We start from the raw sequence: 24,932 nt of genomic DNA, 5'->3' as shown, positions 1-24,932 counted from the left end.
AGACGTTCCGGGCGCAGCCATGGCGGCGGAGTACGACGCTGGAAAAGACCGGGTGAATCAGGGCAAAACGGCGACTACCGGGAGCACCGCCGGGATCAAGTACCGCCGGGAACAGGGGCCTGAGGTGAGTGACCGCGAGACCGCACCGGCCGCCACTCCTCCTTCCGGGTCACCTGAGCCCTCCTCCAGGACACCTGAGCCCGCCCCCGGGACACCCGAGTTCTCTCCCGGGTCACCCGAGCCCTCCGCCGCGCGGCCGGAACTGCCCGCCCCCGCCCGGGAGATCGCCGCCGGGTACGCCTTCACCGGTCCCGCCCTCGACCTGGGCGCCCTGATGTGGGGCGAGCGGTGCCGGACCGACGCGCAGGTGCGCATCCCGCTGGCCATGCCCAACCGCCACGGCCTGGTCGCGGGCGCCACCGGCACCGGCAAGACCAAGACCCTCCAGCTGATCGCCGAGCAGCTGTCGGCGCAGGGTGTCGCCGTGTTCCTCGCGGACGTCAAGGGCGACCTGTCCGGCATCGCACGGCCGGGACAGCCCGCCGACCGGGTGACCGCCCGCGCGGACGAGGTGGGCCAGCGCTGGACCCCGGCCGGCTTCCCGGTGGAGTTCCTCGCGCTCGGCGGGCTCGGCCACGGCATCCCGGTCCGGGCCACGATCACCAGCTTCGGCCCCGTGCTGCTGTCGAAGGTCCTCCGGCTCAACCAGACCCAGGAGCAGTCCCTCAGCCTGATCTTCCACTACGCCGACACCAAGGGCCTCGAACTGTTCGACCTCAAGGACCTGCGGGCCGTCGTCGCCTTCCTGACCTCAGACGAGGGCAAGGCCGAGCTGAAGAACATCGGCGGCCTGTCCACCGCCACGGCCGGGGTGATCCTGCGCTCCCTGACCGCCTTCGAGGCCCAGGGCATGACGGACTTCTTCGGCGAGCCCGAGTTCGACACCGCCGACCTGCTGCGTACGGCGCCGGACGGGCGCGGCGTCGTATCCGTGCTGGAACTGCCCGCCGTCCAGGACAAGCCGCTGCTGTTCTCGACGTTCCTGATGTGGCTGCTGGCCGACCTCTTCCACGACCTGCCGGAGGTCGGCGACGCGGACAGGCCCAAGCTGGTGTTCTTCTTCGACGAGGCCCACCTGCTCTTCGACGACGCCTCGAAGGCGTTCCTGGACGCGATCACCCAGACCGTGCGGCTGATCCGCTCCAAGGGGGGGCGGCGTCTTCTTCGTCACCCAGACCCCGAAGGACGTCCCCTCCGACGTCCTCGGCCAGCTCGGCAACCGTGTCCAGCACGCGCTGCGCGCGTTCACACCGGACGACCAGAAGGCCCTGAGGGCCACCGTGAAGACCTTCCCGAACTCCGCCTACGACCTGGAGGAACTCCTCACCGGCCTCGGCACCGGCGAGGCCGTGGTCACCGTTGCTCAGCGAGAACGGCGCCCCGACCCCGGTCGCCGCCACCCGGCTGCGCGCCCCGCAGTCCCTGATGGGCCCGGTGGACGCGGCCGAACCGGACCGGGAGGTGCGGGAGTCCTCGCTGTACGGACGTTATGCACAGGCTGTGGACCGCGAGTCGGCGTACGAGAAGCTGACCGCCGCGCAGGAGGAGAAGGCTGCCGCGGAGGGGGACCGGGCCGGTGCGGAGGCCGCTTCCGCGCCGAGGACCGGGGGGCGGGCGCGGGCGGGGACGAAGGCGCCCGAGGAGGAGCCGTCCCTCGTGGAGCAGGTGGTCACCAGCGGGATGTTCCGGTCCCTGGCCCGCTCGGTGGGCACGCAGCTCGGCCGCGAGATCACCCGGTCCCTGTTCGGGACGGCCCGGCAGAGGCGGTAGGTCTCTGCCCGGCGGACGGTCGGCTGTTCACCGGACGTTCGACGACACTCCCCGCCTCCGCCTCCGCGTCAGCGGCCGTTCTCCCCGGGCGGGGCCTCGGGCTGCCGCTGCGGTCGCGGTGGTGTGCTGCTGTCCGGTCGTTGAGGCGCGCCGCGCCTGGCCTCCGCGCGCAGCAGGGCGCGCAGGACCGCGTACAGGTCGGTGGGCATGCTGTGTTCCTCGGTTCCTCGCGTCGAACTGACTGACCTGGGCGTGAGCGGGGTCGGTCAGCAGCGCAGGACCACGGTGCGCAGCAGGGGTACGGCGTACGGCGGCAGCGGCGCGCCGGGGCACGGGGGTGCCGCGGGTCGCGCCGCCGCCGGGTCGGGCACGGGCGCGGCGGGCTCGGGGGCGTGGGACCGGTGGACGGTGCGGGCCGGGGGCCGCAGCAGCGTGCCGTGGTGGACGTCGTGCTCGGTCTCCGCGGTCGCCACCGTCGGCGCCGGCAGGGCCTGGGCCTGGACATGGACGCCGGGCACCAGGAGGGCGAGGAGCAGCACGAGCAGCCGTAGCCATGCGCGAGGGCGCGGCGGGCGGTGGCGTGCGGTGCTGCTCACACGGGTCATGTCCCCGCGGGAACCGGGGTGTTCATCGCCCCGGGACGAGAACCGCTCTCTCGGCGTACCCGCGGTTCGCGCGGTTGACGGCGGCTCACCCGGTCCCCGCGGAACGGCTCACACCGCCCGGTCCGCGGAACGGCTCACACCGCCCGGTCCGCGGAACGGCTCGCACCGCCCGGTCCGCGGAACGGCTCGCACCGCCCGCGGAACGGCTCACACGGTCTGCGGAATCTTCTTGGCGCGTCCGCGGAGGCCGAACGAGGTGACGATCTCCACGATGCCGACGACGATCAGCCACCAGCCGGCGACCAGGGTCAGGATGGCGACGGACTGGACCGGCGAGTCGATCAGCACGATGCCGGCGAGGAAGGTGACGACTCCGAGGAAGATCTGCCAGCCCCGTGCGGGCATGGTGGAGTCGGAGATCGCCGCCATGGTCTGGGTGATCCCGCGGATCAGCCAGCCGATGCCGATCCACAGGCCGAGCAGCAGGATCGACTGCATGGCCCCGCGGAAGCAGAACAGGCCCAGCAGGATCGACAGGCCACCGCTGACGAAGGCCAGCACGCGCAGCGAGGTCTTCTTGTGGGTGCCGAAGGCGGCGACGATCTGGAAGACGCCGCTGACCACGAGGTAGACGCCGAACAGGACGCCGGCGACGATCAGGGAGGGGCCCGGCCAGATCAGGACGAGCACTCCGAGGATCAGCGAGGCCAGCCCGGTCAGCAGGACCACCTGCCAGGCGGCCTGCGACAGGGCGTGCAGCGGTCCCTCGAAGGGCGGTTCGACCGGTTCGGCCTGTGCCGCCGGTGCCGTGGGTGCGGGCCGGGAGTGGTCCGCCTGTGGCGGGTGTTCCGCCTTGACGTTGCGGTCTTCGTAATCGCGGTCCCAGGAGGGACCGCCACTGGGTGCCTCGGTCATGTTCCATGCTTGGATCGAACAGGTCCGTTCCGCCACTCGGGGCGGCCACCCGATCGCCGCCCCGCTGCTGCGAAACGGCCGCCGAGATCCCCTGATCCCCCTACTGACCTGCTGTTTTCGCTGCCTTCGCGGCCTTGGCCGCCGCCTTCATCTCCTGCTTGTGCGCCCGCACCTTGGCGAGTGACTCGGGGCCGGTGATGTCGGCGACGGACCGGAAGGACCTCTCCTCCCCGTACGGCCCGGCGGCCTCCCGCCAGCCCTTGGGGCGCACCCCCAGCTGCTTGCCGAGCAGGGCGAGGAAGATCTGCGCCTTCTGCTTCCCGAACCCGGGCAGGTCCTCCAGCCGCTTCAGCAGTTCGGCCCCGCTGCCGACACCCCGCCACACCGCCTCGGCGTCCCCGTCGTAGTGCTCGACCAGGTACTGGCACAGCTGCTGGATCCTCTTGGCCATCGACCCCGGATAGCGGTGCACGGCGGGCTTCTCGGAGAGCAGCGCGGCGAACGCCTCCGGGTCCTTGGCCGCGATGTCGTGCGCGTCCAGGTCCTCGGCCCCCATCCGCCGCGCGATCGTGGCCGGCCCCTTGAATTCCGTGTACGTTCCGCGTGTTACAGCAAGTCGTGTTGTGATTACGGAGCGTCTTTGTGATGGGTGAGTGGCAGCTGTTCTGGGCCGATCGGGGCGGCGCGTTCGGGGATCTTGCGATCGCGGGGGCAGCCGATCTGGAAGAGCGCGAGCGGCGGTTAGGGGTCCGGCAACGGCAGCCGATCTTGGTATCTCCCGAGGGCCGTGTTGATGCCCGGCTGAGCGAGTTCTTCCGGCGACCGCCGTTCGTGGGGAAGGCACCCGGTACGCAGGAGTCGTACGCGCTGGACTACCGCTTGTTCTTCACGTTCCTGTGGCGGTCGGGCCTGACCTGGGACCGCGCCACGGCGGAGGACCTGGAGGACTGGGAGGACTGGCGGCTTCGCGCCGAGGACAACGACGCGCCGATCGGCGGTGCGAAGTGGGGACGGGAGCTCGCAGCCTTCCGGTTGCTCTACGACTGGGCGACGGCGCGGGGATACGTCGCGGTGAACCCGGTGCGTCTGCGTTCGGTCCGTACGCGGGACGGCGTGATGGCGGAGATCCCAGAACTGGCCCCGGCAGACGTGCGGACGTCGGACGTGAAGTGGCTGACGCCGCGGGCCTGGAGGCTGTGGAGGGACGTCGGCTTGCGGGGGATGCTGCCGGACGGGACCGAGGATCCGGCCTGGCGGGGCCGCAACGACGGACGGGATGCGGCGTTCGCCGACCTGCTCTACGGCAGCGGCCTGCGACGCCGGGAGGCCGGGACGCTGCTGGAGTCCGAGCTGCCCTCGCTCGGCGACCAGCGGTTCTATGCGGCACGTCTGGCGACTGCCGCGGCCAAACGCGCCGGCCGCTACTTCTACGTCAGCCACGTCGGCCTTCGGGCGGTGAGGGACTACCGGCTGTCCACGAGGGCTCTGGCCGTGCGGCAGGCACAGGAGGCGGGCACTTACGAGCGGTTGGAAGGGATTCGGGTCGTTGAGGAGGTCACCCGGCGGGGTGAAGTCCGCTGGAGCGCCCCGGGCGGACGCACCGGGCGCGTCGGGCTGAACGAGCTCGACGACCGACAGCGGCTGCGGCTGTTCGTCCGCGGCCCGCAGGGCCTGGAGCCCGCGATGCTGTGGCTGACCGAGTCCGGCATGCCTCGCCGCTACCGGGGCTGGAGCAACCTGTTCGCCCGTGCCAACCGACGGTGCGAGGCCTTGGGCCTGGAGCTCTTCGCCACCCCGCACATGGCCAGGCACTCGTTCGCGCTGCGCATGCTGGTGTCGCTGCACTACGCGATGGACCGCCGGATGGGGCTCAGCCCCGACCAGCGGCGCCACTACGAGGACATCTACGGCGGTGTCTGGTCGATGGTCAAAGACCTCCTCGGACACCGGTCGGAGGAGACCACTCGGGCGATCTACCTGGAGCCGGTGCGCGGGCTGCAACTCGAAAGCCTGCTCCTGGGCCAGGACGACAGCGAGACCACTGAGCTGCTGGCGTTGATCGCCGAACGCACCGGCCTCGTTCTCGACGTCCCAGGGGCGGTGGCGTGAGCGGGCGGGGCCGCAAGGCCACGCTGCCGGGCCAGCGGCACCAGCGACCGCCGAACCTGTCCACCGACGGGCTGGCCGTTCACGCACGCGGGCCCCGCGGGGAGGACCTGGGTCGGTTCGACTTCGGGCAGTGTCCCGGCTCGGAGGAGCTGCGCCGCGAACTGGCGGCAGCCTTTGGAAAATTGGCCGGGCGGGAGTGGAACGCGGCGGCGACCTTACAGAGCCGGGCCAAGCTGACGCGGCACTTCCTGCGGTGGGCTGCCGACCGCACCCCGCCCGTCGCCACCGCCGGGCAGATCACGCCTGCCGTCTGGAACGAATGGGTGCTGCCTGGCGACTACCGGTGGCGCCTGAGGAGGCTGTTGCTGGCCGTGGACTCGTTGCCGTCGGCCACACGGACGGTCCTGACGCTCTTCCGCAGTGGAGCCCCGCAGCCTGGGCCCGCCCGGACCTACTCCGCGGAGGAGTTCGAGGCGATCAAAACGGCGGCAGCTCGCACCCTCCGAGCCGCACAGCTGCGCATCGAGGAGAGCATCAGGCTGCTTGAGCGCTGGCGGGCTGAACACATCGCCTCGAACTGCGCTGAGGGACAGCTGGCGGCAGTCCTCGACGGGCTCAGCCGGACCGGGCGCCTGCCTTGGCAGCTCTCGTCTCGCGGTCACCGCCACCTGCACGAACCGGTCCGCACGGTGGTCGACCGCGCGGGTGGGGCCGCGGCGACCACGGCCCTGCTGTTCCCTACCTGCGCGGAGATGGGCGCCGCTGCTGTCCTGCTGGTCTGCCACGAGGGATGGAACCTCTCGGTCTTGCAGAAGATGCGGATTCCAGGCTCGTCGCCCAACGCGGACGCCGCTGGTGGGGCCGAGGTGATTCACCGGATCACAACGGACAAGCCCCGCCGCGGAGCCCGCCGCCGGCACGCGAGCAACAACCTGGTGGATCTCGGTGAGGGCACGGCGGGTCGGGTCGTCCGCCGCATCTTGGACATCACCCAGCCGTTGCGCACCCTGCTGGAGAGCCTGGGCACGCCGAACGACCGGCTGTTGCTGGCCTGGTCGCAATACGGACTGATCGAGGCCGACAGAGAAGACGGGCAAGCCCTGCCCTACTTCATTCGCACGTGGTCGCAGGGCCTGGCCCTGACCCGCGACGGTCATCCGCTCTCCGCGCAGGTCCTGCGCAACACCGCACAGGGCCTCTACGGACGGCCGCGCAACAACACCCAGCGCACGCACGACGACGTCTACCTCATGCGCAACCCGCACATCCGCGAGGCATCGGCCGAGGTGGTGGCTGCCGGTCTGCACGCGGCAGTCGAGCACGCATACGCACAGGTCAGGATGCGCGTCGCGACACCCTCCCCGAGCGGGGAGAGCGCGGAAGCCGTGGCCGCCGCCTCAGGTCTGACGCCTGCCGCGGCCCTCGACGTCATTGGTGGAGGACTCGACACCCCCGTCGCCGCCTGCACCGACTTCGAACACAGCCCGTTCACCCCGGCCGGGCCCTGCGCGGTGTCGTTCCTGATGTGTTTCGCCTGTCCCAACGCGGTGGCCACCAGCCGCCACCTGCCCCGAATCGCCTACCTGCACCAAGCCCTCGCCGCAGTCCGCACCACGGTCACGCCTGAGGTCTGGGCCGCCGACTGGGCAGAGCATTTCGCCCGCGTCTCTGCGCTGGTCGAGGACCACACCACCGAGCACAGCCGCCGCCAGTTTCTGGCGGAGCTGACGGACGACGACCGCACCCTGATCGACCGCATGCTGGAAAGGCGCCTCGACCCGTGATCCATCCGCTCGTCCAGCACGACGCCGTACTGGTCAACCCCGCACCGGACACCCCGGTCTTCGCCCTCGACCGGGCCCGCCCCGGAACAGCAGCCAGGGACATCCCTCTTTTTGGCGATCCAACCTGGAACCTTGCAGCCCTCTCTCACGGGGAGTCGACGACGAACCTCAGCGTCGTCTGGGACAAGGAGCCCACGCCCCTGCTGCTGGGCCTCAAACGAGCAGGCTGGGCGTTGCTCAACCTCCCGACCCCGCAGTCACTGCTGACCGGGTCACGGGCCGCCACCCGGGAACGCCCAGCCGTCGCCACCCTCCGCAGCGTGATCAGATCCTGGGGCTACCTCGCTCGCTGGCTCGGCACGCGTCCCATCGGCTCACTGGCGGAGATCACGCCCGAACTCATGGAGGAGTACGCCACCGAGCGAGGGAGCCAGGAAATCGACCGCCGGGTCCTCATTCATGAACTGTTCTCCATCACCCGGCTCTGGGCCTTTGCCCCGTTCCTGCTGCCCGAGGACCGCATTCCCATGCCGCCTTGGGAGAACCCGGAAGTCGGCGGAACCGGGGCCTACGCCGACGGGCTCAGGCAGTGGCAGCGCGGCGGTGAGAACGCTACCGCCCCCATCCACCCCTCCGTGATGTCACCACTGCTGGTCTGGGCCCTACGCACGCTCACGGACCTCGCCCCGGACATCCTGGAGGCGCGCGCGGAGATGCGCAGGATCCTCAATGGCGCTCCCCGAAACGCCCAACCCGGCGGCCGGGACAAGCTCCGTGCCTACCTCCAGCACCTGGACGAGACCGGCCAGCCGGTCCCCGGCTTCAACAGCCTCCGAGTCCAGACCATTCGGCAAGCCCACATGCGGCGCACGAACGCGGCGCCGCCCCCGCTACCGAACCACAACCAGTACATCGCGGGCCTGCTTGGTGTGTCCGTGAGCCAGGTCAACCAGAGCATCGGCACCATCATGCAGGCGTTTCCCGGGCTCACGACCGGCGACGGCGCCCCGCTGTCCACTGAGATCACCGGCCGCATCGATGGCCGCCCATGGCGCGGTGTGATCGACTTCGAAGAAGTCCAGGACCTGTCCGAACACCTGATGACCGCGGGCCTGATCGTCATCGCCTACCTCTCTGGCATCCGCCCTCAAGAGGTTCTGCAACTGGAGCGGAGCTGCTGCACCACCGAGCACCGGCCCGACGGCACCGTCCGCCACCGCATCACCGGGCGCCACTTCAAGACCGTGACCGACAACCGCGGGAACCACATCCCCCAGGGCGCCGTGCGCGACCACCCCTGGACAGTCATCGCTCCCGTCCAACAAGCCGTCACCGCCCTGGAGGACCTGACCGACGGCCGACTCCTCTTCCCTCGCTCGCTGTCCAAGTGCCACAAACCCCGCACCTACCTCGGCTCAGCACTCACCCCGGCCCTGGCCATCGCCCGCATCCGCCGGTTCACCGCCTGGGCCAACGAGCTTGCCCGCCAACACGGACGCGACCACGAACTCATCCTGGACGACCCCGAGGGCACCATCACCCTGCGACGCTTCCGCCGCACCATCGCCTGGTTCATCGTCCGCCGCCCCTCCGGCCGCATCGCCCTGGGGATCCAATACGGCCACGTCACAGCCTCGCTCGCGGACGGCTACGGAGGCCGCTCAACCGCCGACATGCTCCAACTCCTCGACTTGGAGCAAGCGCTGGCGAGCGCGGAAACCCTCGCCGCCGCTGCCGAACGCCTCACCGCCGGCGAATGCGTCAGCGGTCCCGCCGTTGGCCGCTACATCGCCGCAGCCAACGAGTTCCAGAGCACCTACGCGGGCGGGTTCCTCAGTAAACGGCAGCACAAGGCGCTCATCGCCAACCCCCGCCTTCAGGTCTTCGACCACCCGGAATCGTTCCTGACCTGCAACTACGACCCTCACACAGCGCTCTGCAACCCCGCACGAGGGAAAGGCGACGCCACCGCCCAGCGCACCCCGAGCCACAGCCGCTGTCACTCCGCCTGCCCCAACATCGCCCGCACCGACACACACATGGACCTCGCATCGACAGAGATCGAGCGGATCAACGCCGAAGTCAGCGACGGACTCTTGCCACACCCCATCCGACGACGCCTTGAACAGCGACGGCAGACACTCGCCGCCCTGATCGAGGACCACCGCCAAACCCGCACCACCAACACTCCGGAGGCTGCCCATGCCTGACACCGCACCTCCTGCACTGGCCGAGACCATCGGCACCGCTCTGACCATCGCCACCGAGATCGCGGGAGACGGGAACGCTGAGGACCGCGCAGAGATCCGCGCGATCACCGACGCCATGATCCGCCTCCTGGCCGGCGTCCCCCTGCACTCCGACGGGCAGCTCACCGTCAAGTCACTGGCTGCGGAAGCCCAGCTCAAGCGTCACAAACTGACGCACAAGCACACCGGGCTCAAGGACCTCTTCTATGCCCTCGTCCAAGCACAGGACCACCGGCCGCAGATCGCCCAGCGGCTCCAAGATGACAACGACCGGCTTCGCGAGCAGCTCGTATCCCTACGGCAGGAACACCGGGAATTGAAAGAACGCCTGGCTACCTTCGTCCGAGTGATCCACGTCCTGGAGGTCGAGAATGCCCAGCTGCGGAAACCACAGGACAACAACATCCGGGCCTTTCCGCAGGGGCAGACTCATGCACACTGAGGCTCATGCCTACCCCGGAACTCTCCGCCAGCGTCGTCAAGAAGCTCCGCACATACCTTCGGCAGGGCGACGAGAGGATGGAGGCGATCAACGCCTCACTTCGCCGCCTCGGTGTCCCCAGCCTCGATCCGAGAGAGCTGGAGTTCTCCTCAAGGCCTCTCGGCCTTTTCGCGGAAGAAGCGAAACACCGGGCCATCGAAAAGGGGGCAAAGTGGGTCGAGAGTCTCGATGATTACGCGCGCGGGTATCTGGACCGCCCCGTCGCGGACCGTGTCACCGGGAACCCGCGGGACATTTACGAGCAGACTGATGCCGCCGACTTGATCGAGAATCTCCGCGTTGCTATCGGCAGTCGGTTGGACACCGTCAGGGAACTCGTCGGGCCGACCCGCGAACCCGCGCCCACCACGGCGCGGGCTGCACGCGAACCCCGCCCCGAGAAGCTACGCATATTGATGCTCGCCTCCTCCGGGGAGGGTGATTTGCGGGTGCCTCGTGAGCAGAAGAAGATCCGTGAGGCGGTTGAGCGCGGGCGTCACGCTGATCACGTTGAGTTCGACTTCAGGCCTGCGGCGACCACGGGCGATCTACTTGACGGCATCACGAGGTTCCGACCCCACGTGGTCCACTTCTCTGGACACAGCAATGAGGACCTCATCGTGTTTGAGCAGGATGTCGACTCATTCAACGATGGAGCTGTCGTGACTGCTGGCGCCTTCGCTAAGGCAGTCGGAGCGACTGACGACCCGCCGGTGCTTGTGGTACTCAACTCTTGCCGGTCGGCGGGCCAGATCGAGCACTTGGCCGATGCCATCACCCCGTTCGCGATCGGCATGACCGACTCTGTCGACGACCTGGCCGCGATCACTTACGCGGCGCAGTTCTACGCTGCGATCGCCAATGGGCAGTCCATCGGCGCAGCGCATGCCTCAGGTCAGGCTGCCGTCGAACTCGAAGGGCTGCCGGGATCTGACCTGCCCACTCTGGTTCATACCGAGGGCCTGAATCCGTGGACTACGCACCTGGTGCAGCGGCCCTGCTGAGAGGACAGGCTGCAGGCAGGGGTTCCATCACAACTGCTGAAGATGGGGGCATCGGAGAGCCAGGGCCCGGGGCGTCTTATGGCGAGCGCATCAGGCACGCGCGGGCTGATACGCAACACGCCAAGACTGGACACGGAACTTGAACGCCCACTCCATCGGAATCTGCTGGTCCAGCAGCATCCCGGTCAGCGCGGCGAGCGGACTGCGCCCGAGCAGCGCGTCGGCCTCGGGGTCCTGGGAGCGGTGCAGGGTGACGTCCATGGGTCGATGATCCCGCGCGGGTCCGCGGTCCGCCCGCCGTGCTTTCCGTCCGCCAGTGCTTTCCGTATCCGGTTGAGCACCGCCCCGGATCCGTCCGTACGTACGTATGCGGGGAGCGGGAGCAGAAGCGGGTGCGGAAGAGGAAGCGGGTGCGGAAGAGGAAGCGGGTGCGGAAGAGGAAGCGGGTGCGGAAGAGGAAGCGGGTGCGGAAGAGGAAGCGACGGGTCCGGGGACAGCGGGCGGGCGGGGGGTGACGTGCGGGAAGAACACGGCGGGCACGACGTCGTGCGCCCGCGCACACCGCTGGTGCCGGCGGCAGGCCTCCTCGCCCTCCTCCTCGCCCTTCTCCTCGGCTCCGCGGCCCCCGCCTTCGCCCACGCGGCCCCGCGGGAGACGGACCCCGGCGACGGAGTCGTCCTCCAGCGCGCTCCCCGGCACGTCACGCTCACCTTCACCGAGTCGGTGGGGCTGCCGGCCGACTCGTTCCGTGTCTACGACCCCGGGAACCGCCGGGTCCGCACGGGCGAGCCGGACCACGCCCCCGGCCGCTCCGACACGGTCCGTGTCACCCTCCCCGCGGGCCTGGGCACCGGCACCTACACGGTGGCCTGGCGGGTGGTGTCGGCGGACAGCCACCCGGTGTCCGGGGCACTGACGTTCTCGGTGGGCGAGCGCACGGCCCGGCCGGCGAGTCCGCCCGGCCCGGCGGAGAACGGGACGACCACGCGCCTGTACGACATCGCGCGCTACCTCTCCTACCTGGCCGCGGCCCTCCTGCTGGGCACGGCGGCGTTCGTGGCGTACTGCCGCCCGCCGTCGCGATCCCACCTGCTCCCCCCGCTCCTCCAGCCGCCCCTGTTGGTCCTGCTGCGCACCGGCGGCTCGGCCCTGCTCGCCTCGACGATCGCCCAGTTCCTGCTGCGGGGCCCGTACGAGGAGGGCGTCTCCCCGGTGCGGGCCTTCGCCCTGTCCTCCCTGACCCGCACGGCGACCACCCGTCCGGGCGAACTCCTCCTGGTCCGCCTGGCCCTGCTCCTCCTCACGGCCGCCTGCGCGCTGTTCCTGAGGAGAGGGCGGCGCCGGATCCCCCGCCGGGCCGTCCTCGCGGCCGGCGCGATCCTCGCCGTCGCCCTCTCCCTGACCTGGTCGGCCGCCGAACACGCCTCGGCGGGTCTCCAGGTCCCCCTGGCCATCGTCTCCACCTCGCTCCACCTGCTGGCGGCTGCGGCCTGGCTCGGCGGTCTGCCGGCCCTGCTGCTGACCCTGCGCGGCACACCACCGGACCCGCTCGCCGCGCCGGCCCAGGTCGTCACCCGCTTCTCCCGGCTGGCCTTCGCCTCGGTGACGGTCCTGGTGGTGACCGGCGTCTACCAGTCCTGGCGCGGCCTGGGCTCCTGGCAGGCGCTCACCGGCACCTCGTACGGGCGCGTCCTGCTGGCCAAGCTCGCGGCGGTGGCCGTGCTGCTCGCGGCGGCGGCCTGGTCCCGCCGCCTGACGACCGGCACCGCCCATCACCGACCCGGCCATCTGCGCCGCTCAGTGCTGGCCGAGGTGGCCGTGGGCATGGTGGTCCTCGTGCTGACGACGCTGCTGACGAGCACGGTGCCGGGCCGCACGGCGGCCGAGGCGGCGCGGTCCGCGGCGGGCACGGCGACCGGGACCGGCATCCCGGTCGCCTCCGTCACCACCATCCCCTTCGACGTCGGCACACCCGGCGGCCACGGCAAGGTGCAGATCACCCTGGACCCCGGCCGGGTCGGCGCGACCTCCGTCCAAGCGGTGGTCTACGGCCCCGACGGCGGCTTGTCCTCGGTTCCCGAACTCCGCGTCACCCTGACCCTGCCCGCCCGACGGATCGGCCCCCTGGACACCCGGATCACCGACCGGGGCGGCTACTGGGCCGCCGACTCCTTCGACCTGCCGATGCCCGGGGAGTGGACGATGAAGGCGACGGTACGGGTGTCCGAGCTGGACCAGGTGACCGTGTCCCGAACGGTGCGCGTGACGCGGTGAGGGTGGACGGAGGATCGGGCGGGAGGACACACGGGGGAGCGGACGGAGGAGCGGACGGAGGAGCGGACCGATGGGGGAACTGATGGGAGAGCGGACGGATGGGGGAGCTGATGGAGGAGCGGATCGAGATCGAGGGCGCCGAGTTCCTCGCCACCCTGACGCTCGGGTCGCGGATCGGCGTGCTGGCCCTGCACGGCAGCAAGGAGGGCGGTACGGCGGAGCTGGCGTACGAGGTGGCGGCCCGCACCGGCGCCAGCTGCCTGGTCTTCACGCAGCCCGCCGGCGACCCGGTGCACATTCCCTCGCACCGGATGTCGGTGCCCCACAGCGCGGCCCTGCGTGACTTCCTGGCCCACGTGAGCCTCACGGTCTCCCTGCACGGCCACTTCCGCCGCTCGGCGCCCCGCTCGATCTTCCTGGGCGGCACCAACCGCGAGGCGGCCCACACCCTCCGTCAGGCCCTGGCCCGCGAGGCACCGGACTTCGACCCCGTGACGGCCCTGCCGGACATCCCGCCCGGCCTGCGCGGCCTCAACCCCCGCAACCCGGTGAACCTCACCGCCGAGGGCGGCGTCCAGCTCGAACTCCCGCTGGCCGCCCGCACCCAGGGCCGCCGCACCTCCCCGGGAACCCCCGACCTCCCACCGCCCGCGGTGACGACCGCGCTGACGACCGGAGTCCGGCTGCTGCTGCCACCGAAGACCGCCGGAAGCCCCGTCGAGCCGTACTGACGTGTGCCGCTCGTGATCGCCGTTCAGGTGCTGGGCCGGGTGATCCGGTCATGAGCGACGGCGGGAGGCAGTGGGTGGGCCGCTGCGGGCCGCAGCCCGTCGACGAAGATGCGGACGTGTCGCACGGCAAGGGCGGTGGCGTCCTCGGCAGGGAGGTGAGGGAGCGGTCGGCAGGCCAGGGCACCGGTGGTGATCAGGTCGACGGCGTTGATGTCCTCGCGGACAACCCCGCGTCGGCGGCCGGCGGCCAGGACGTCCTCCAGGGCCTCCGCGATCCGCCGTTGCACCTCCACGATCTGGTCGTCCTCAAAAGACGGGCCGCCGATCAGGGGAAGCACCAGCAGCTCTCGGTTGTCGACAAAGTGGAGCAACATCGCCTCAACAGCCGTCAGGGGATCGAGAGGGGTGTCGCGGGCGGTGCGGGCAGCGGCGAGGACGAAGTGGAAACCGTCCAGGACGACCTCGCGGATGAGCGTGTTCCGGTCCGGGAACCGCCGGTAGAGGGTGGCGATGTTCACGCCCGCACGCCGGGCGATGTCATCCAGTGGGGCGGCGGTGCCGCTTTCACGGAAGGCCTCCCTCGCCGCCGACAGCACCCTTTCGCGGTTGCGAGCGGCGTCTGCGCGCAACCGCGGCCTGCCGCCAGTGCTGCCCGGGTCGGAGCCAGTGGTCACGAGGGGAGACGCCTTTCGTCGCTCTGGGACCGGTGGGAAGGACCATCATCCCTCTTCGCGTCGACGGCACCCGTCTCTCCTCACCTCTCCCCTAAGTGAAGGATTTCCTTCGATTACTATCGGCACATCAAGGCGACCGCGCCCCGTGCGGCTGCCGGACGACCCCAAGAGAGCAGGTTCGGACATGGACAAGCGGTTCGCGGGCAAAGTGGCGGTGGTGACGGGCGGCAGCCGCGGCATCGGAGCGGCGGTCGCCACCAGGCTGGCCGCCGAAGGAGCGGCGGTGGCCATCGGGTACCGCGGCAACCACGATGCCGCCGACGCCCTTGTCGCGCGGCTCACCGGCGACGGCGGCCGGGCGATCGCCTTACAGGCGGACGTCGCCGACCCGGATCAGACCGGCCACCTCGTGGACGAGACCGTGCGCGCCTTCGGGCGGCTGGACGTGCTCGCCTCGTTCGCGGGCATCGAGCACTTCGGCCCCCTGGAGACTCTGACACCGGGCGACTTCGACCGCGTCTTCACCGTCAACACGCGCGGCCAGCTGTTCGCCGTGCAGCACGCCGCCCGCCACATGGGTACCGGGGGCAGGATCGTGCTCACGTCCTCGGTCAGTGCCACTCGGGCGATCTTCCACCACACCCTGTACGCGGCCAGCAAGGCGGCGGTGGAGTCGATGGTCCTCAACCTCTCCGCCGAACTCGGCCGTCAAGGCATCACCATCAACGCCATCGCTCCCGGGGGCACCGCCACCGACATGGCCGCCGAACACGGCGAGGCGTATCGGCACCCCGGCCTGGAGCTGCCCCTGGAGAAGTGGCTGCGGACGCAGATCGCCCTGGAGCGCCTTGCGGACCCCGCCGAGATCGCCTCCGCGGTCGCCTTCCTCGCCAGCGACGACGCCGCCTACATGACCGGCCGGACACTGCCCGTGGACGGCGGCTTCTTCTGAGCGAAGAGGCCCGCTCGCGCGGACGGATGCGCGCCCGGCACATGCTCCTGACCTGCGAAGCGTCCATTTGCGCGGACTGAGGGTCAGCCACCGAAGACCGCCGGCCACTGCTCTGACGGCTCGCGTCACCGCCTCCCCGCACTCGGCAGCAATGTCACTCGAACGGCCCAACATGACGTGTCACCCGCATGGATCAACATCAAGCTGAGTGGTGTCCCAACCGAGGCAATCCGTGAAAGGCGAACCACATGCGCATTCGACGAATCCTCGCCGCCGTCATCGCCACGGCAGCCCTCGCCGGACTCGGCCTCACAGGCGCCACCACCGCCAGCGCCGCCAGCCTCACCCCGGGTGAGTGCGAGCAGGGCGGCGGAACGGTCAACTGGTCGCACACGTCCGCGGCCGGGACCCCGACCTGCAAGGGCGGCATGTACGACGGGCAAATGGTCGACTGAACCCCACTGGGCGCCCCGCAGCCACGCGCTGCGGGGCGCTCCCGCGCGGCCTCTACAGCAGTGATGAGCTGCGGCCCCCGTGGGTTGGGAGCCGGACGGCGCCGCCCGGATGCGGGCGCGGTACCTGCACGTGACCGATCCCATACTCAAGGAAGCGGCCCGGAAGATCGAGCGCGCCATCTGGGGAGCCCCGGGAAACCCCGCTGTGGACAAAGACCAGGACAACGAGGCGTATGGACAACGTCGAAGGGCCCCACCGCGAACGGTGGGGCCCTTCGACATCGTGCCCGGTGAGGCACTGGCGGAGGATACGAGATTCGAACTCGTGAGGGGTTGCCCCCAACACGCTTTCCAAGCGTGCGCCCTAGGCCTCTAGGCGAATCCTCCGCCGGAAACATTACATGACCGAGGGGAGTGCTCGCGAACCCGTTCCCGCAGGCCCGGATCGGGTCCCGATCGGGGCCGGATCCGGTACTGCCCGCGAGCCGCGATCGGGTAGTGTGGAGCGCAGCCCCTCACGCGGCGCTATCTGACTGAACTCCCCCAGGGCCGGAAGGCAGCAAGGGTAGGTCGGCTCTGGCGGGTGCGTGGGGGGCGCTTGCGTTTGCGGGGCGTGCCGCCCGGGTGCAGTCCGGCTGCAGCGCGGGGGCGGAGCGGGAGCCTTCGGCGGGGTTGCTTGTCAGTGGACGCCTATAACCTCGTATGCGTGTCGTCTCTCGCGCTGTACCGCCGCTATCGCCCGGAGACCTTTGCCGAGGTCATTGGGCAGGAGCATGTCACCGACCCGCTGCAGCAGGCGCTGCGGAACAACCGGGTCAATCACGCGTACCTGTTCAGCGGTCCGCGCGGATGCGGCAAGACGACCAGCGCGCGGATCCTGGCCCGCTGCCTGAACTGTGAGCAGGGTCCCACGCCGACCCCGTGCGGCGTGTGCCAGTCCTGCCAGGACCTCGCGCGCAACGGCCCGGGGTCCATCGACGTCATCGAGATCGACGCGGCCTCTCACGGTGGTGTGGACGACGCCCGTGACCTGCGCGAGAAGGCCTTCTTCGGACCCGCCGGCAGTCGGTACAAGATCTACATCATCGACGAGGCCCACATGGTCACGTCGGCCGGCTTCAACGCTCTGCTGAAGGTCGTCGAGGAGCCCCCGGAGCACCTCAAGTTCATCTTCGCCACGACCGAGCCCGAGAAGGTCATCGGGACCATCCGGTCGCGTACGCACCACTACCCCTTCCGGCTCGTGCCGCCGGGGACCCTGCGGGACTACCTCGCCGAGGTGTGCGGCAAGGAGGACATCCCCGTCGAGGAAGGCGTGCTGCCCCTGGTGGTGCGCTCCGGTGCCGGTTCCGTGCGTGACTCCATGTCCGTCATGGACCAGCTGCTCGCCGGGGCGGGGGCAGAGGGTGTGACGTATGCCATGGCCACCTCTCTCCTCGGCTACACCGACGGGTCCCTGCTCGACTCCGTCGTCGAGGCCTTCGCCACCGGGGACGGAGCCGCCGCCTTCGAGGTCGTCGACCGCGTCATCGAGGGGGGCAACGACCCGCGCCGGTTCGTCGCCGACCTGCTGGAGCGGCTGCGGGACCTGGTGATCCTCGCGGCCGTCCCGGACGTCGCGGAGAAGGGGCTCATCGACGCGCCCGTCGACGTCCTCGAACGTATGCAGGCCCAGGCCTCCACGTTCGGCGCCGCCGAGCTGAGCCGCGCCGCCGACCTCGTCAACGCGGGCCTCACCGAGATGCGCGGCGCCACCTCGCCCCGCCTCCAGCTGGAACTCATCTGCGCCCGCGTCCTGCTCCCCGCCGCCTACGGCGACGAGCGATCCGTGATGGCCCGCCTCGACCGCCTAGAGCGCGGCGTGAACTTCTCGGCCGGCGCCGGCGCCCCCGCCGTGGGGTACGTCCCCGGCCCCGAGGCCCACATGGGTATGGCCGCGGGTGGAGCGGGTGCGGGTACGGGTGGAGTGACGGGTACGGGTGGAGCGGGTGGTGCCGAGGGTGGTGCGCCGGTGCCGCCCGGTGGTGGTCCTGCCGCCGCACGTGCGGCCGTACGGGGCTCGGGCGGGACGCCGGCGGTGACCGGCGCTCCGGCTGCTGCCGCTCCGGCCGCACCCGCTCCGGTGGTTCCGGCAGCTTCGGCGGTTCCCGCGGCCCCTGCGGCTGCCGCCCCCGCCCCCGCTGCTCCCAGCCCCGACGCGGCGCCCCCCGCTCCGTCGGCGCCCGCTCCCGCAGGGCCCTCCGCCGCCGCCCCCGGCGCCTGGCCCACCGCCGCCCCGGCCGGTGGCGGTCGGCGGCCCGGTGGCTGGCCCACGGCCGCTCAGGCGGGCGCGCAGCAGGGCCAGGCCCCGGCGGCCCAGCCCGCTCAGCAGCCCCAGGCGCCCGCCGCCGCACCGCAGAGCCACACCCCGGCGCCGCCCCCGGCCCCGGCCGCCCCCGCCGGTGGCCTCGACCCCCGCATGCTGTGGCCGAACATCCTGGAGGCCGTCAAGAACCGCCGCCGCTTCACGTGGATCCTGCTCAGCCAGAACGCGCAGGTGGCCGGCTTCGACGGCACCACTCTCCAGCTCGGCTTCGTCAACGCCGGTGCCCGCGACAACTTCGCGAGCAGCGGCAGCGAGGACGTGCTGCGGCAGGCGCTGGCCGAGCAGTTCAACGTGCAGTGGAAGATCGACGCGATCGTCGACCCCTCGGGCGGCTCCGCACCCCCGCCGTCCGGCGGGGCGCCGGGCTTCGGCGGAGGCGGTGGAGGCGGCGGTGGCGGCGGCGGTGGTGGCGGTGGTGGCGGTGGCCAGGCTTACGGCGGTGCGCCCGGCGGCGGTGGTTACGGCGCCCCCGCCACGTCGCGCCCCGCCCCGGCCCAGCCGTCCGCCCCGGCGCCCGGCGCATCCCAGGGCAGCGCCCCGGCGGCCCCGGCACCGGCCACGTCGGCTCCCCGGCCGGCAGCCGCTCCGGAACCGCCCCCGGTCGCCCCCGAGGACGACACCCCCGAGGACGACGACCCCGACCTCGACGAGTCCGCCCTGTCCGGCCACGAACTGATCGTGCGGGAGCTGGGCGCGACGGTCATGGAGGAGTTCTCCAACGAGTGACCGACGAATGACCTGATGGGTGGCCGGATGGGTGACCGACGAGTGCCCCGATCAGTGACCAGCGAATGACCCGATGCGCGACCGACGAGTGACCCGATCAGTGACCGGGGTCGGCGCCCGGTGCCCGGCCCACGCGCTTCCGCCCCCTTTGTAGGAACATACGGTTTCCCCGCCTGCCGGTCTTCGGTGACCCAGCCGATAGGCTGACCCCCGTGAAGGTCCTCGTCATCGGCAGCGGCGCCCGCGAACACGCCCTGTGCCGCTCCCTGTCCCTCGACCCCGACGTCACCGCGCTGTACTGCGCCCCCGGCAATGCCGGTATCGCCGAGGTCGCCGAGCTGCACCCGGTCGACGCGCTCGACGGCAAGGCCGTGGCCGCGCTGGCCGTCGACCTCGGTGCCGAACTCGTCGTCGTCGGCCCGGAGGCCCCGCTGGTCGCCGGGGTCGCCGACGCCGTGCGCGAGGCGGGCATCCCCGTCTTCGGCCCCTCCGGGGAGGCCGCGCGGCTGGAGGGCTCCAAGGCCTTCGCCAAGGACGTCATGGCGGGGGCCGGGGTGCCGACCGCCCGGTCGTACGTCTGCACCACGGCCGAGGAGGCCGCCGAGGCACTCGACGCCTTCGGTGCCCCCTACGTCGTCAAGGACGACGGGCTGGCCGCCGGCAAGGGCGTCGTCGTCACGGACGACATCGAGGCCGCCAAGGCGCATGCGGCCGCGTGCGAGCAGGTCGTCATCGAGGAGTTCCTCGACGGCCCGGAGGTGTCGCTCTTCGCGATCACCGACGGCCTGACCGTCGTACCGCTCCAGCCCGCCCAGGACTTCAAGCGCGCCCTGGACGGCGACGAGGGCCCGAACACGGGCGGCATGGGCGCGTACTCCCCGCTGCCGTGGGCGGCCCCGACGCTGGTGGACGAGGTGCTGCGCACGGTGCTGCAGCCGACCGTCGACGAGATGCGCCGGCGCGGCACCCCCTTCTCCGGGCTTCTGTACGCCGGTCTCGCGATCACCTCGCGCGGGATCCGGGTCATCGAGTTCAACGCCCGCTTCGGCGACCCCGAGACCCAGGTCGTGCTGGCCCGGCTGAGGACCCCGCTGTCCGGTGTGCTGCACGCCGCCGCGACGGGCACCCTGGACGACCTGGCGCCGCTGCGCTGGAGCGGGGACGCGGCCGTCACCGTGGTCGTCGCCTCGCACAACTACCCGGACACCCCGCGCACCGGCGACCCGATCACCGGTCTGGACGAGGTGGCCGCCCAGGATGCCCCGGACGCGTACGTCCTGCACGCCGGCACCCGGCGCGAGGGCGACTCCGTCGTCAGCGCGGGCGGCCGCGTGCTGTCCGTCACGGCCACCGGCGAGAACCTCTCCCAGGCCCGCGAGCGGGCGTACCGGGCGGTGGCCCGTATCGGCCTCGACGGCTCCCAGCACCGCACGGACATCGCCGCGAAGGCGGCACAGGCGTAAAGCGCACGCGCGTTACGCACACGGGCAAGGCGCCCTGTGCGTAACGCACCCGCGTAAGGTGCCTGTGCGTAACGCACCCGCGTAATGCACACGCTTTACGCACACACCCCGCACGCACCCAGGCCCCGGATTCCGCCCGCGAATCCGGGGCCTGATCTTTGCTTTCTGTCACGCACCTCTGACCAAAGCCATTCCATCGAGTGAGCAATCGGCCATCCGGCTGACTTGGGCCGGAGCCCCAACTAGGGTGCGGCGCAAGTGTTCCGGCACTTGGCCCACCGGCATTGCGATGTCAGTGACGGGTGTCACAGTGGGGGAGTGGGCAACGCCAGGACAGCGCGTGATCGGCAGGGAGGGGGCGAGATCCGCTCATGACCGGAATCGGTGCGGAAGCGGGCGCGCAGGCCGCGCGCTCCCGGGCCCTGGCCGTGCTGCGCGTCCGGGGCCGGGCGCTGGCCGTGGCCGTGCTGCCCGCGGCCACCGAGGTGATCCTGCTGACCGGCGGTTCCACGGGGCATCTCGTCGGCCGGGGCTGGGACGTGGCCCGCTGGGTCGTGGGCGCGCTCGCCGTGTTCGTGCTGCTGGTCGCCGCCGGTATCGCCGCGGTCGTGGCCCGCGCGCGCCCCGCCGTGACCCCCACGGTCGCGATCCCGGAGAAGTCCGCCCCGGACCTGTACCGGCTGGTGCGCGACCTCGCCGACCGGCTGGACGTCCCCGCCCCCTCGGCCATAGCGCTCACCCCGGACTGCGACAGCTGGCTGGAGGACCGCACCCACCCCGCGCACGGCCCGCCCCCGTCGCGGGCGCACGACGAGATAGCGGGTCCCGGTTCCGGCTCCCACGCCCGCCACCGGGCCGTCGCCGCGCCGGTCCTCGTCATCGGCTCCCCGTTCCTGTGGTGGATGCGCGTCGGTGAGCTGCGCGCGGTCCTCGCGCCGGTCGTCGCCGGTACGGGACCCTCCGCGCACCCGGACATATTCGCCGCCCGCCGTTTCGTGCGCGGTCTCGACGCCGCGGTGGCCGTCGCCGCCACTCCGGGCCGCTGTCCGCTGGCCCGGGGCGTGTGCGCGGCGCTCGGCTGGGTGCCCCGGCTGCTGCTGCGGGCCTGCCGGGACCATGCCGTCCTGATGGAGCGCGGGGTCGCGGCGGCGGCTGCCGAGCGCGCCCAGGCGGTCGACTACGGCCTGCGGATCGTCGCCCAGGAGCAGGTCGGGCTCGCCTACGCGGGCTGGGACCGGCTGCTGACCAGGGTGGCGCTGCCCGCGTGGCGCATGGGGCGCTGGCCCTCCCGGCTGGACGCGGGCGTGGTGGCCGCGCTGACCGAGCTGTCCCGCCGTGACCGTCTGGCCGAGGGCTTCGCCTCCCGGCTCGGCGAACGCCCCGCCTGCGACCTGCTGGAGGAGCCCGGGTTGGCGGACGAGGCCGCCTCCCTGCTCGCCGCCCGCCTCTTCCACGGCGGCCCCGCCGAGTCCGGCCCGCAGTGGTCGCCGGTGGACTGGACGGCGTACCCGGAGGAGGTCGTCGACCGCACCTGGCGCGCCGACGCGGCCCGCCTCCACCGCGTCCTCGACGCCCTCGGCGTCCGCCCCGCCGCCGGCCCGGCGACCCCGAACCCCGGCGCCACCCTGGCCCGCGTCCTGGACCACCTCGCCGAACCCCACGCGCCCGAACCCCACGCGCCCGAACCCCACGCGCCCGAACCTCACGCGTCCGGTCCCGCACCGGCCGCGGACACGGCCCACGCCGCCGAGCCCGTACCCACCCACCTCGGGGCGGACGGCCACGAGGACGGATACCCCGACGGTGCGGACGCCCCCGACCGCCCCGACCGCCCCGACCGCCCCGACCGCCCCGATCTCCTCCCTGACGGACCTGACGGACCTGACGGACCTGACGGACCTGACGGACCTGCCGGTCTCGGCGACCACGGCGACCCAGTCGGCCTGGACGACCCCGACGACCCCGACGACCCCGACGACTCCGACGACCCCTCCACCGAACGCAGCGCCGCCCTCGCCGCCGGCCTGAGCGCCGCGCTCGCCCGGGAGGAGGTGTGCGAGCCGAAGGACGCGACCGCGACCGGGCCCGCCGGCGCGCTCTGGGACGACGGCGCCCTCCCGCTGTTCCCGCTGCAGCCCCCGCGCACCGGGCGGGAGTTGCTCGCCGACCACGTCACCGCGATGGTGTGCTGTGCCGCCGTCGACACGGCCGGCGCGGTTCCCGGCCTGGACTGGCTGGACGGCCCGTCCCTGCTGCTGGACGGCGAGCGGGCCGCCGACCTCGCGCCGAAGGTGCTCAGCCTGATCGAGGAGGGAGACCCGGGCCCGCTGCGCGACTGGCTGGCCGCGTCCGGCATACGCCCGGAGAAGCCGGTCCGCCTGGTCTGACCCCGCCCGGACCCCGCCGTACCGGAGTGGCGTCTTCCAATTAAGGTCAATTCGCAACGAACAGTGACCAAACCCGTGCTTTATGTGATGTGCTGGACCGACCGCGCATATGGCAAGGGCGCGCGACATACGACAGCACCTCCACGCACGACCGGCACGGAGGACCGCCCGAACCGGCGCATCGACACACCACCGACGCAGACACACCACCGACGCAGACGCACCACCGACGCAGACGCACTGCCGACGCGGACACGCCACCACCATCAACGCACTGCCGACGCAGACACACCACTGACACCGACGCACTGCCGACACCGACGCACCGCCGACACTGCCGACGGGGGCACGAGGGAGGGGAGCGGCCATGGCCTCGGACCACATCCGCCGCTGGGAGTCCGGAGCACTCGCGCACGCGGTCACCGATCCTTTCGGCCTGGGCCCGGTTCCCTGGCTGCGCGGCAGCGAGACGTACTTCGACGACACCGGCCAGGTCGTCCCCTGGTACGTCGACGCCACCCAGCAGCACACCAGCACGGCGGCCGCACGCGTCCCCGCGCCGCGCACGTCGGGCCCCGGCCCCCGTTCCGCCGACGACGTGCACCGCCAGATCAAGGGGTTCACCTCCAGCGGGGCGGTCGCGCCCGGCGAGGCGATCGACTTCCACATCACGGTCGACCCGCCCCAGCAGTTCAGCGTGGACATCTACCGGATCGGCCACTACGGCGGCGACGGCGCCTCGAAGATCACCACGAGCCCCCGGCTGTCCGGCATCGTCCAGCCCCCGCCGCTGACCGCCGACCGCACGGTCTCCTGCCACCACTGGTGGCTGTCCTGGCGCCTCCAGGTGCCCGCCCACTGGAGCGTCGGTGCCCACGTGGCCGTCCTCACCACCGCCGACGGCTACCGCTCACACGTGCCCTTCACGGTCCGCGACACCCGCCGCGCCGACCTGCTCCTGCTGCTGCCCGACGTCACCTGGCAGGCGTACAACCTCTACCCGGAGGACGGCCACACCGGCGCCAGCCTCTACCACGCCTGGGACGCGAAGGGCCGGCTGCTCGGCGAGGCCGACGCGGCCACCACGGTCTCCTTCGACCGCCCGTACGCGGGCGCGGGCCTGCCCCTGCACGTCGGCCACGCCTACGACTTCATCCGCTGGGCCGAGCGCTACGGCTACGACCTCGCCTACGCCGACGCCCGTGACCTGCACGCAGGCCGCGTCGACCCGAGCCGCTACCGGGGCCTGGTCTTCCCCGGCCACGACGAGTACTGGTCGGTGCCGATGCGCCGCGCCGTCGAGGACGCCCGCGACCGGGGCACCTCACTGGTCTTCCTCTCCGCCAACACCATGTACTGGCAGGTGGAGTTGGGCCCCTCCCCGTCCGGCGTCCCCGACCGGCTGCTGACCTGCCGCAAGCGCAAGGGCCCCGGAAGGCCGGTGCTGTGGCGCGAGATCGACCGGCCCGAGCAACAGGTGGTCGGCATCCAGTACGCGGGCCGGGTGCCCGAACCCTCCCCGCTGGTCGTCCGCAACGCCGGCCACTGGCTGTGGGACGCGACGGGCGCGCACGAGGGCGACGAGATCGACGGCCTGGTCGCCGGGGAGGCCGACCGCTACTTCCCGCGCACCGCGCTCCCCGACCACGAGGAGCGCATCCTGCTCGCGCACTCCCCCTACACCGACAACGACGGCGTCCTGCGCCACCAGGAGACCTCCCTCTACCGCGCCCCCTCCGGCGCCTGGGTCTTCGCCGCCGGCACCTTCGCCTGGTCCCCGTCCCTCGACCGCCCCGGCCATGTGGAAAGCCGCATCCAGCGAGCCACGGCGAACCTGCTGGACCGTATCTGCAAGCGCGACTGAGACCGCGAGCGAACGCGCGACGGAACCCCGACCGAACGCGCGACGGAACCGGGAACGGACCACG

General features: G+C 71.7%; 18 protein-coding genes, 1 tRNA gene, 1 other RNA gene and 5 pseudogenes. 18 read left to right on the top strand and 7 right to left on the bottom strand.

The genetic code is table 11. The features are described 5' to 3' along the window. Positions 1-19: 19 nt before the first annotated feature. The 3 genes and pseudogenes from ACGFYV_RS11090 to ACGFYV_RS11080 form a co-directional block, all read left to right on the top strand. Positions 20-1,150, top strand: a pseudogene (locus tag ACGFYV_RS11090) (helicase HerA-like domain-containing protein); the annotation flags it as partial. Between the two features lie 121 nt (positions 1,151-1,271). Then, positions 1,272-1,388 (top strand): annotated as a pseudogene (locus ACGFYV_RS11085) (helicase HerA-like domain-containing protein); the annotation flags it as partial. A gap of 97 nt (positions 1,389-1,485) precedes the next feature. Further along, a complete protein-coding gene (locus ACGFYV_RS11080) occupies positions 1,486-1,830 on the top strand; it encodes a helicase HerA-like domain-containing protein (RefSeq protein ID WP_393878216.1) in 345 nt (114 codons plus the stop codon). Positions 1,831-1,898: 68 nt separating this feature from the next. On the opposite strand, the gene ACGFYV_RS11075 is transcribed toward ACGFYV_RS11080, so the two are convergent. The 4 genes and pseudogenes from ACGFYV_RS11075 to ACGFYV_RS11060 all read right to left on the bottom strand — a co-directional run. After that, on the bottom strand, positions 1,899-2,039 hold the full coding sequence (locus ACGFYV_RS11075; RefSeq protein WP_393878067.1) for a hypothetical protein: 141 nt from the start codon (positions 2,037-2,039) through the stop codon (positions 1,899-1,901). A gap of 57 nt (positions 2,040-2,096) precedes the next feature. Further along, positions 2,097-2,426, bottom strand: a complete 330-nt coding sequence (locus ACGFYV_RS11070) for a hypothetical protein (protein WP_393878066.1) — start codon at positions 2,424-2,426, stop codon at positions 2,097-2,099. Positions 2,427-2,642: 216 nt separating this feature from the next. After that, the gene (locus ACGFYV_RS11065; RefSeq protein ID WP_393878065.1) at positions 2,643-3,350 is read right to left on the bottom strand and encodes an HdeD family acid-resistance protein; all 708 of its coding nucleotides are present in this window, start codon (positions 3,348-3,350) and stop codon (positions 2,643-2,645) included. Between the two features lie 100 nt (positions 3,351-3,450). Continuing rightward, positions 3,451-3,936: pseudogene (locus tag ACGFYV_RS11060) on the bottom strand (HhH-GPD-type base excision DNA repair protein); the annotation flags it as partial. A gap of 59 nt (positions 3,937-3,995) precedes the next feature. Between ACGFYV_RS11060 and ACGFYV_RS11055 the strand changes: the two are divergent. The 5 genes from ACGFYV_RS11055 to ACGFYV_RS11035 are packed head-to-tail and all read left to right on the top strand — an operon-like array spanning position 3,996 to position 10,977. After that, the gene (locus ACGFYV_RS11055; RefSeq protein WP_393878224.1) at positions 3,996-5,459 is read left to right on the top strand and encodes an integrase; all 1,464 of its coding nucleotides are present in this window, start codon (positions 3,996-3,998) and stop codon (positions 5,457-5,459) included. Next, on the top strand, positions 5,456-7,243 hold the full coding sequence (locus tag ACGFYV_RS11050) for a hypothetical protein (RefSeq protein ID WP_393878064.1): 1,788 nt from the start codon (positions 5,456-5,458) through the stop codon (positions 7,241-7,243). The genes ACGFYV_RS11055 and ACGFYV_RS11050 overlap by 4 nt, the downstream gene beginning before the upstream one ends. Next, entirely contained in the window at positions 7,240-9,453 is a 2,214-nt protein-coding gene (locus ACGFYV_RS11045; RefSeq protein WP_393878063.1) for a hypothetical protein, read from the top strand. The genes ACGFYV_RS11050 and ACGFYV_RS11045 overlap by 4 nt, the downstream gene beginning before the upstream one ends. Further along, entirely contained in the window at positions 9,446-9,934 is a 489-nt protein-coding gene (locus ACGFYV_RS11040; RefSeq protein WP_393878062.1) for a hypothetical protein, read from the top strand. Before ACGFYV_RS11045 ends, ACGFYV_RS11040 begins: the two co-directional genes overlap by 8 nt. A 5-nt stretch (positions 9,935-9,939) precedes the next feature. Further along, on the top strand, positions 9,940-10,977 hold the full coding sequence (locus ACGFYV_RS11035; RefSeq protein WP_393878061.1) for a CHAT domain-containing protein: 1,038 nt from the start codon (positions 9,940-9,942) through the stop codon (positions 10,975-10,977). A gap of 138 nt (positions 10,978-11,115) precedes the next feature. Here the strand turns inward: ACGFYV_RS11035 and ACGFYV_RS11030 are convergent. Next, a pseudogene (locus ACGFYV_RS11030) lies at positions 11,116-11,238 on the bottom strand (Fe-S cluster assembly protein HesB); the annotation flags it as partial. A 306-nt stretch (positions 11,239-11,544) separates the two neighbouring features. Between ACGFYV_RS11030 and ACGFYV_RS11025 the strand changes: the two are divergent. After that, entirely contained in the window at positions 11,545-13,251 is a 1,707-nt protein-coding gene (locus ACGFYV_RS11025) for a copper resistance protein CopC (RefSeq protein WP_393878215.1), read from the top strand. A 98-nt stretch (positions 13,252-13,349) separates the two neighbouring features. After that, positions 13,350-13,982: a poly-gamma-glutamate hydrolase family protein gene (locus tag ACGFYV_RS11020; RefSeq protein ID WP_393878060.1), complete on the top strand. Its 633-nt coding sequence runs from the start codon at positions 13,350-13,352 to the stop codon at positions 13,980-13,982. Between the two features lie 23 nt (positions 13,983-14,005). Here the strand turns inward: ACGFYV_RS11020 and ACGFYV_RS11015 are convergent, their stop codons facing one another. Continuing rightward, complete coding sequence (locus tag ACGFYV_RS11015; protein ID WP_393878214.1) at positions 14,006-14,578, bottom strand: TetR/AcrR family transcriptional regulator; 573 nt, start codon at positions 14,576-14,578, stop codon at positions 14,006-14,008. A 262-nt stretch (positions 14,579-14,840) separates the two neighbouring features. On the opposite strand from ACGFYV_RS11015, the gene ACGFYV_RS11010 reads away from it, so the two are divergent. The 3 genes and pseudogenes from ACGFYV_RS11010 to ACGFYV_RS11000 form a co-directional block, all read left to right on the top strand. Beyond that, complete coding sequence (locus ACGFYV_RS11010) at positions 14,841-15,608, top strand: SDR family NAD(P)-dependent oxidoreductase (RefSeq protein WP_393878059.1); 768 nt, start codon at positions 14,841-14,843, stop codon at positions 15,606-15,608. Between the two features lie 248 nt (positions 15,609-15,856). Further along, positions 15,857-16,063, top strand: coding sequence for a hypothetical protein (locus tag ACGFYV_RS11005; protein ID WP_393878058.1), 207 nt, complete (start codon positions 15,857-15,859; stop codon positions 16,061-16,063). A gap of 79 nt (positions 16,064-16,142) precedes the next feature. Continuing rightward, positions 16,143-16,292: pseudogene (locus tag ACGFYV_RS11000) on the top strand (site-specific integrase); the annotation flags it as partial. A gap of 70 nt (positions 16,293-16,362) precedes the next feature. On the opposite strand, the gene ACGFYV_RS10995 reads toward ACGFYV_RS11000, so the two are convergent. Continuing rightward, positions 16,363-16,450 (bottom strand) — tRNA-Ser (locus ACGFYV_RS10995). Positions 16,451-16,569: 119 nt separating this feature from the next. Here ACGFYV_RS10995 and ffs point away from each other — a divergent pair. The 5 genes from ffs (at position 16,570) to ACGFYV_RS10970 (ending at position 24,868) form a co-directional block, all read left to right on the top strand. Then, positions 16,570-16,668, top strand: an RNA gene (gene ffs, locus ACGFYV_RS10990) — signal recognition particle sRNA small type. 101 nt (positions 16,669-16,769) lie between these two features. After that, on the top strand, positions 16,770-19,154 hold the full coding sequence (locus tag ACGFYV_RS10985) for a DNA polymerase III subunit gamma and tau (protein ID WP_393878057.1): 2,385 nt from the start codon (positions 16,770-16,772) through the stop codon (positions 19,152-19,154). 212 nt (positions 19,155-19,366) lie between these two features. Next, complete coding sequence (purD, locus tag ACGFYV_RS10980; protein WP_393878056.1) at positions 19,367-20,617, top strand: phosphoribosylamine--glycine ligase; 1,251 nt, start codon at positions 19,367-19,369, stop codon at positions 20,615-20,617. Between the two features lie 371 nt (positions 20,618-20,988). Then, positions 20,989-23,004 (top strand): hypothetical protein, encoded by a 2,016-nt coding sequence (locus tag ACGFYV_RS10975; RefSeq protein ID WP_393878055.1) that lies wholly within the window; start codon positions 20,989-20,991, stop codon positions 23,002-23,004. 367 nt (positions 23,005-23,371) lie between these two features. Next, positions 23,372-24,868, top strand: coding sequence for a N,N-dimethylformamidase beta subunit family domain-containing protein (locus ACGFYV_RS10970; protein WP_393878054.1), 1,497 nt, complete (start codon positions 23,372-23,374; stop codon positions 24,866-24,868). Positions 24,869-24,932: the final 64 nt, after the last annotated feature.

This window comes from Streptomyces sp. NPDC048297, assembly GCF_043201585.1.
GTDB lineage: Bacteria > Actinomycetota > Actinomycetes > Streptomycetales > Streptomycetaceae > Streptomyces.
This window is presented reverse-complemented; position numbering and strand designations above follow the sequence as displayed.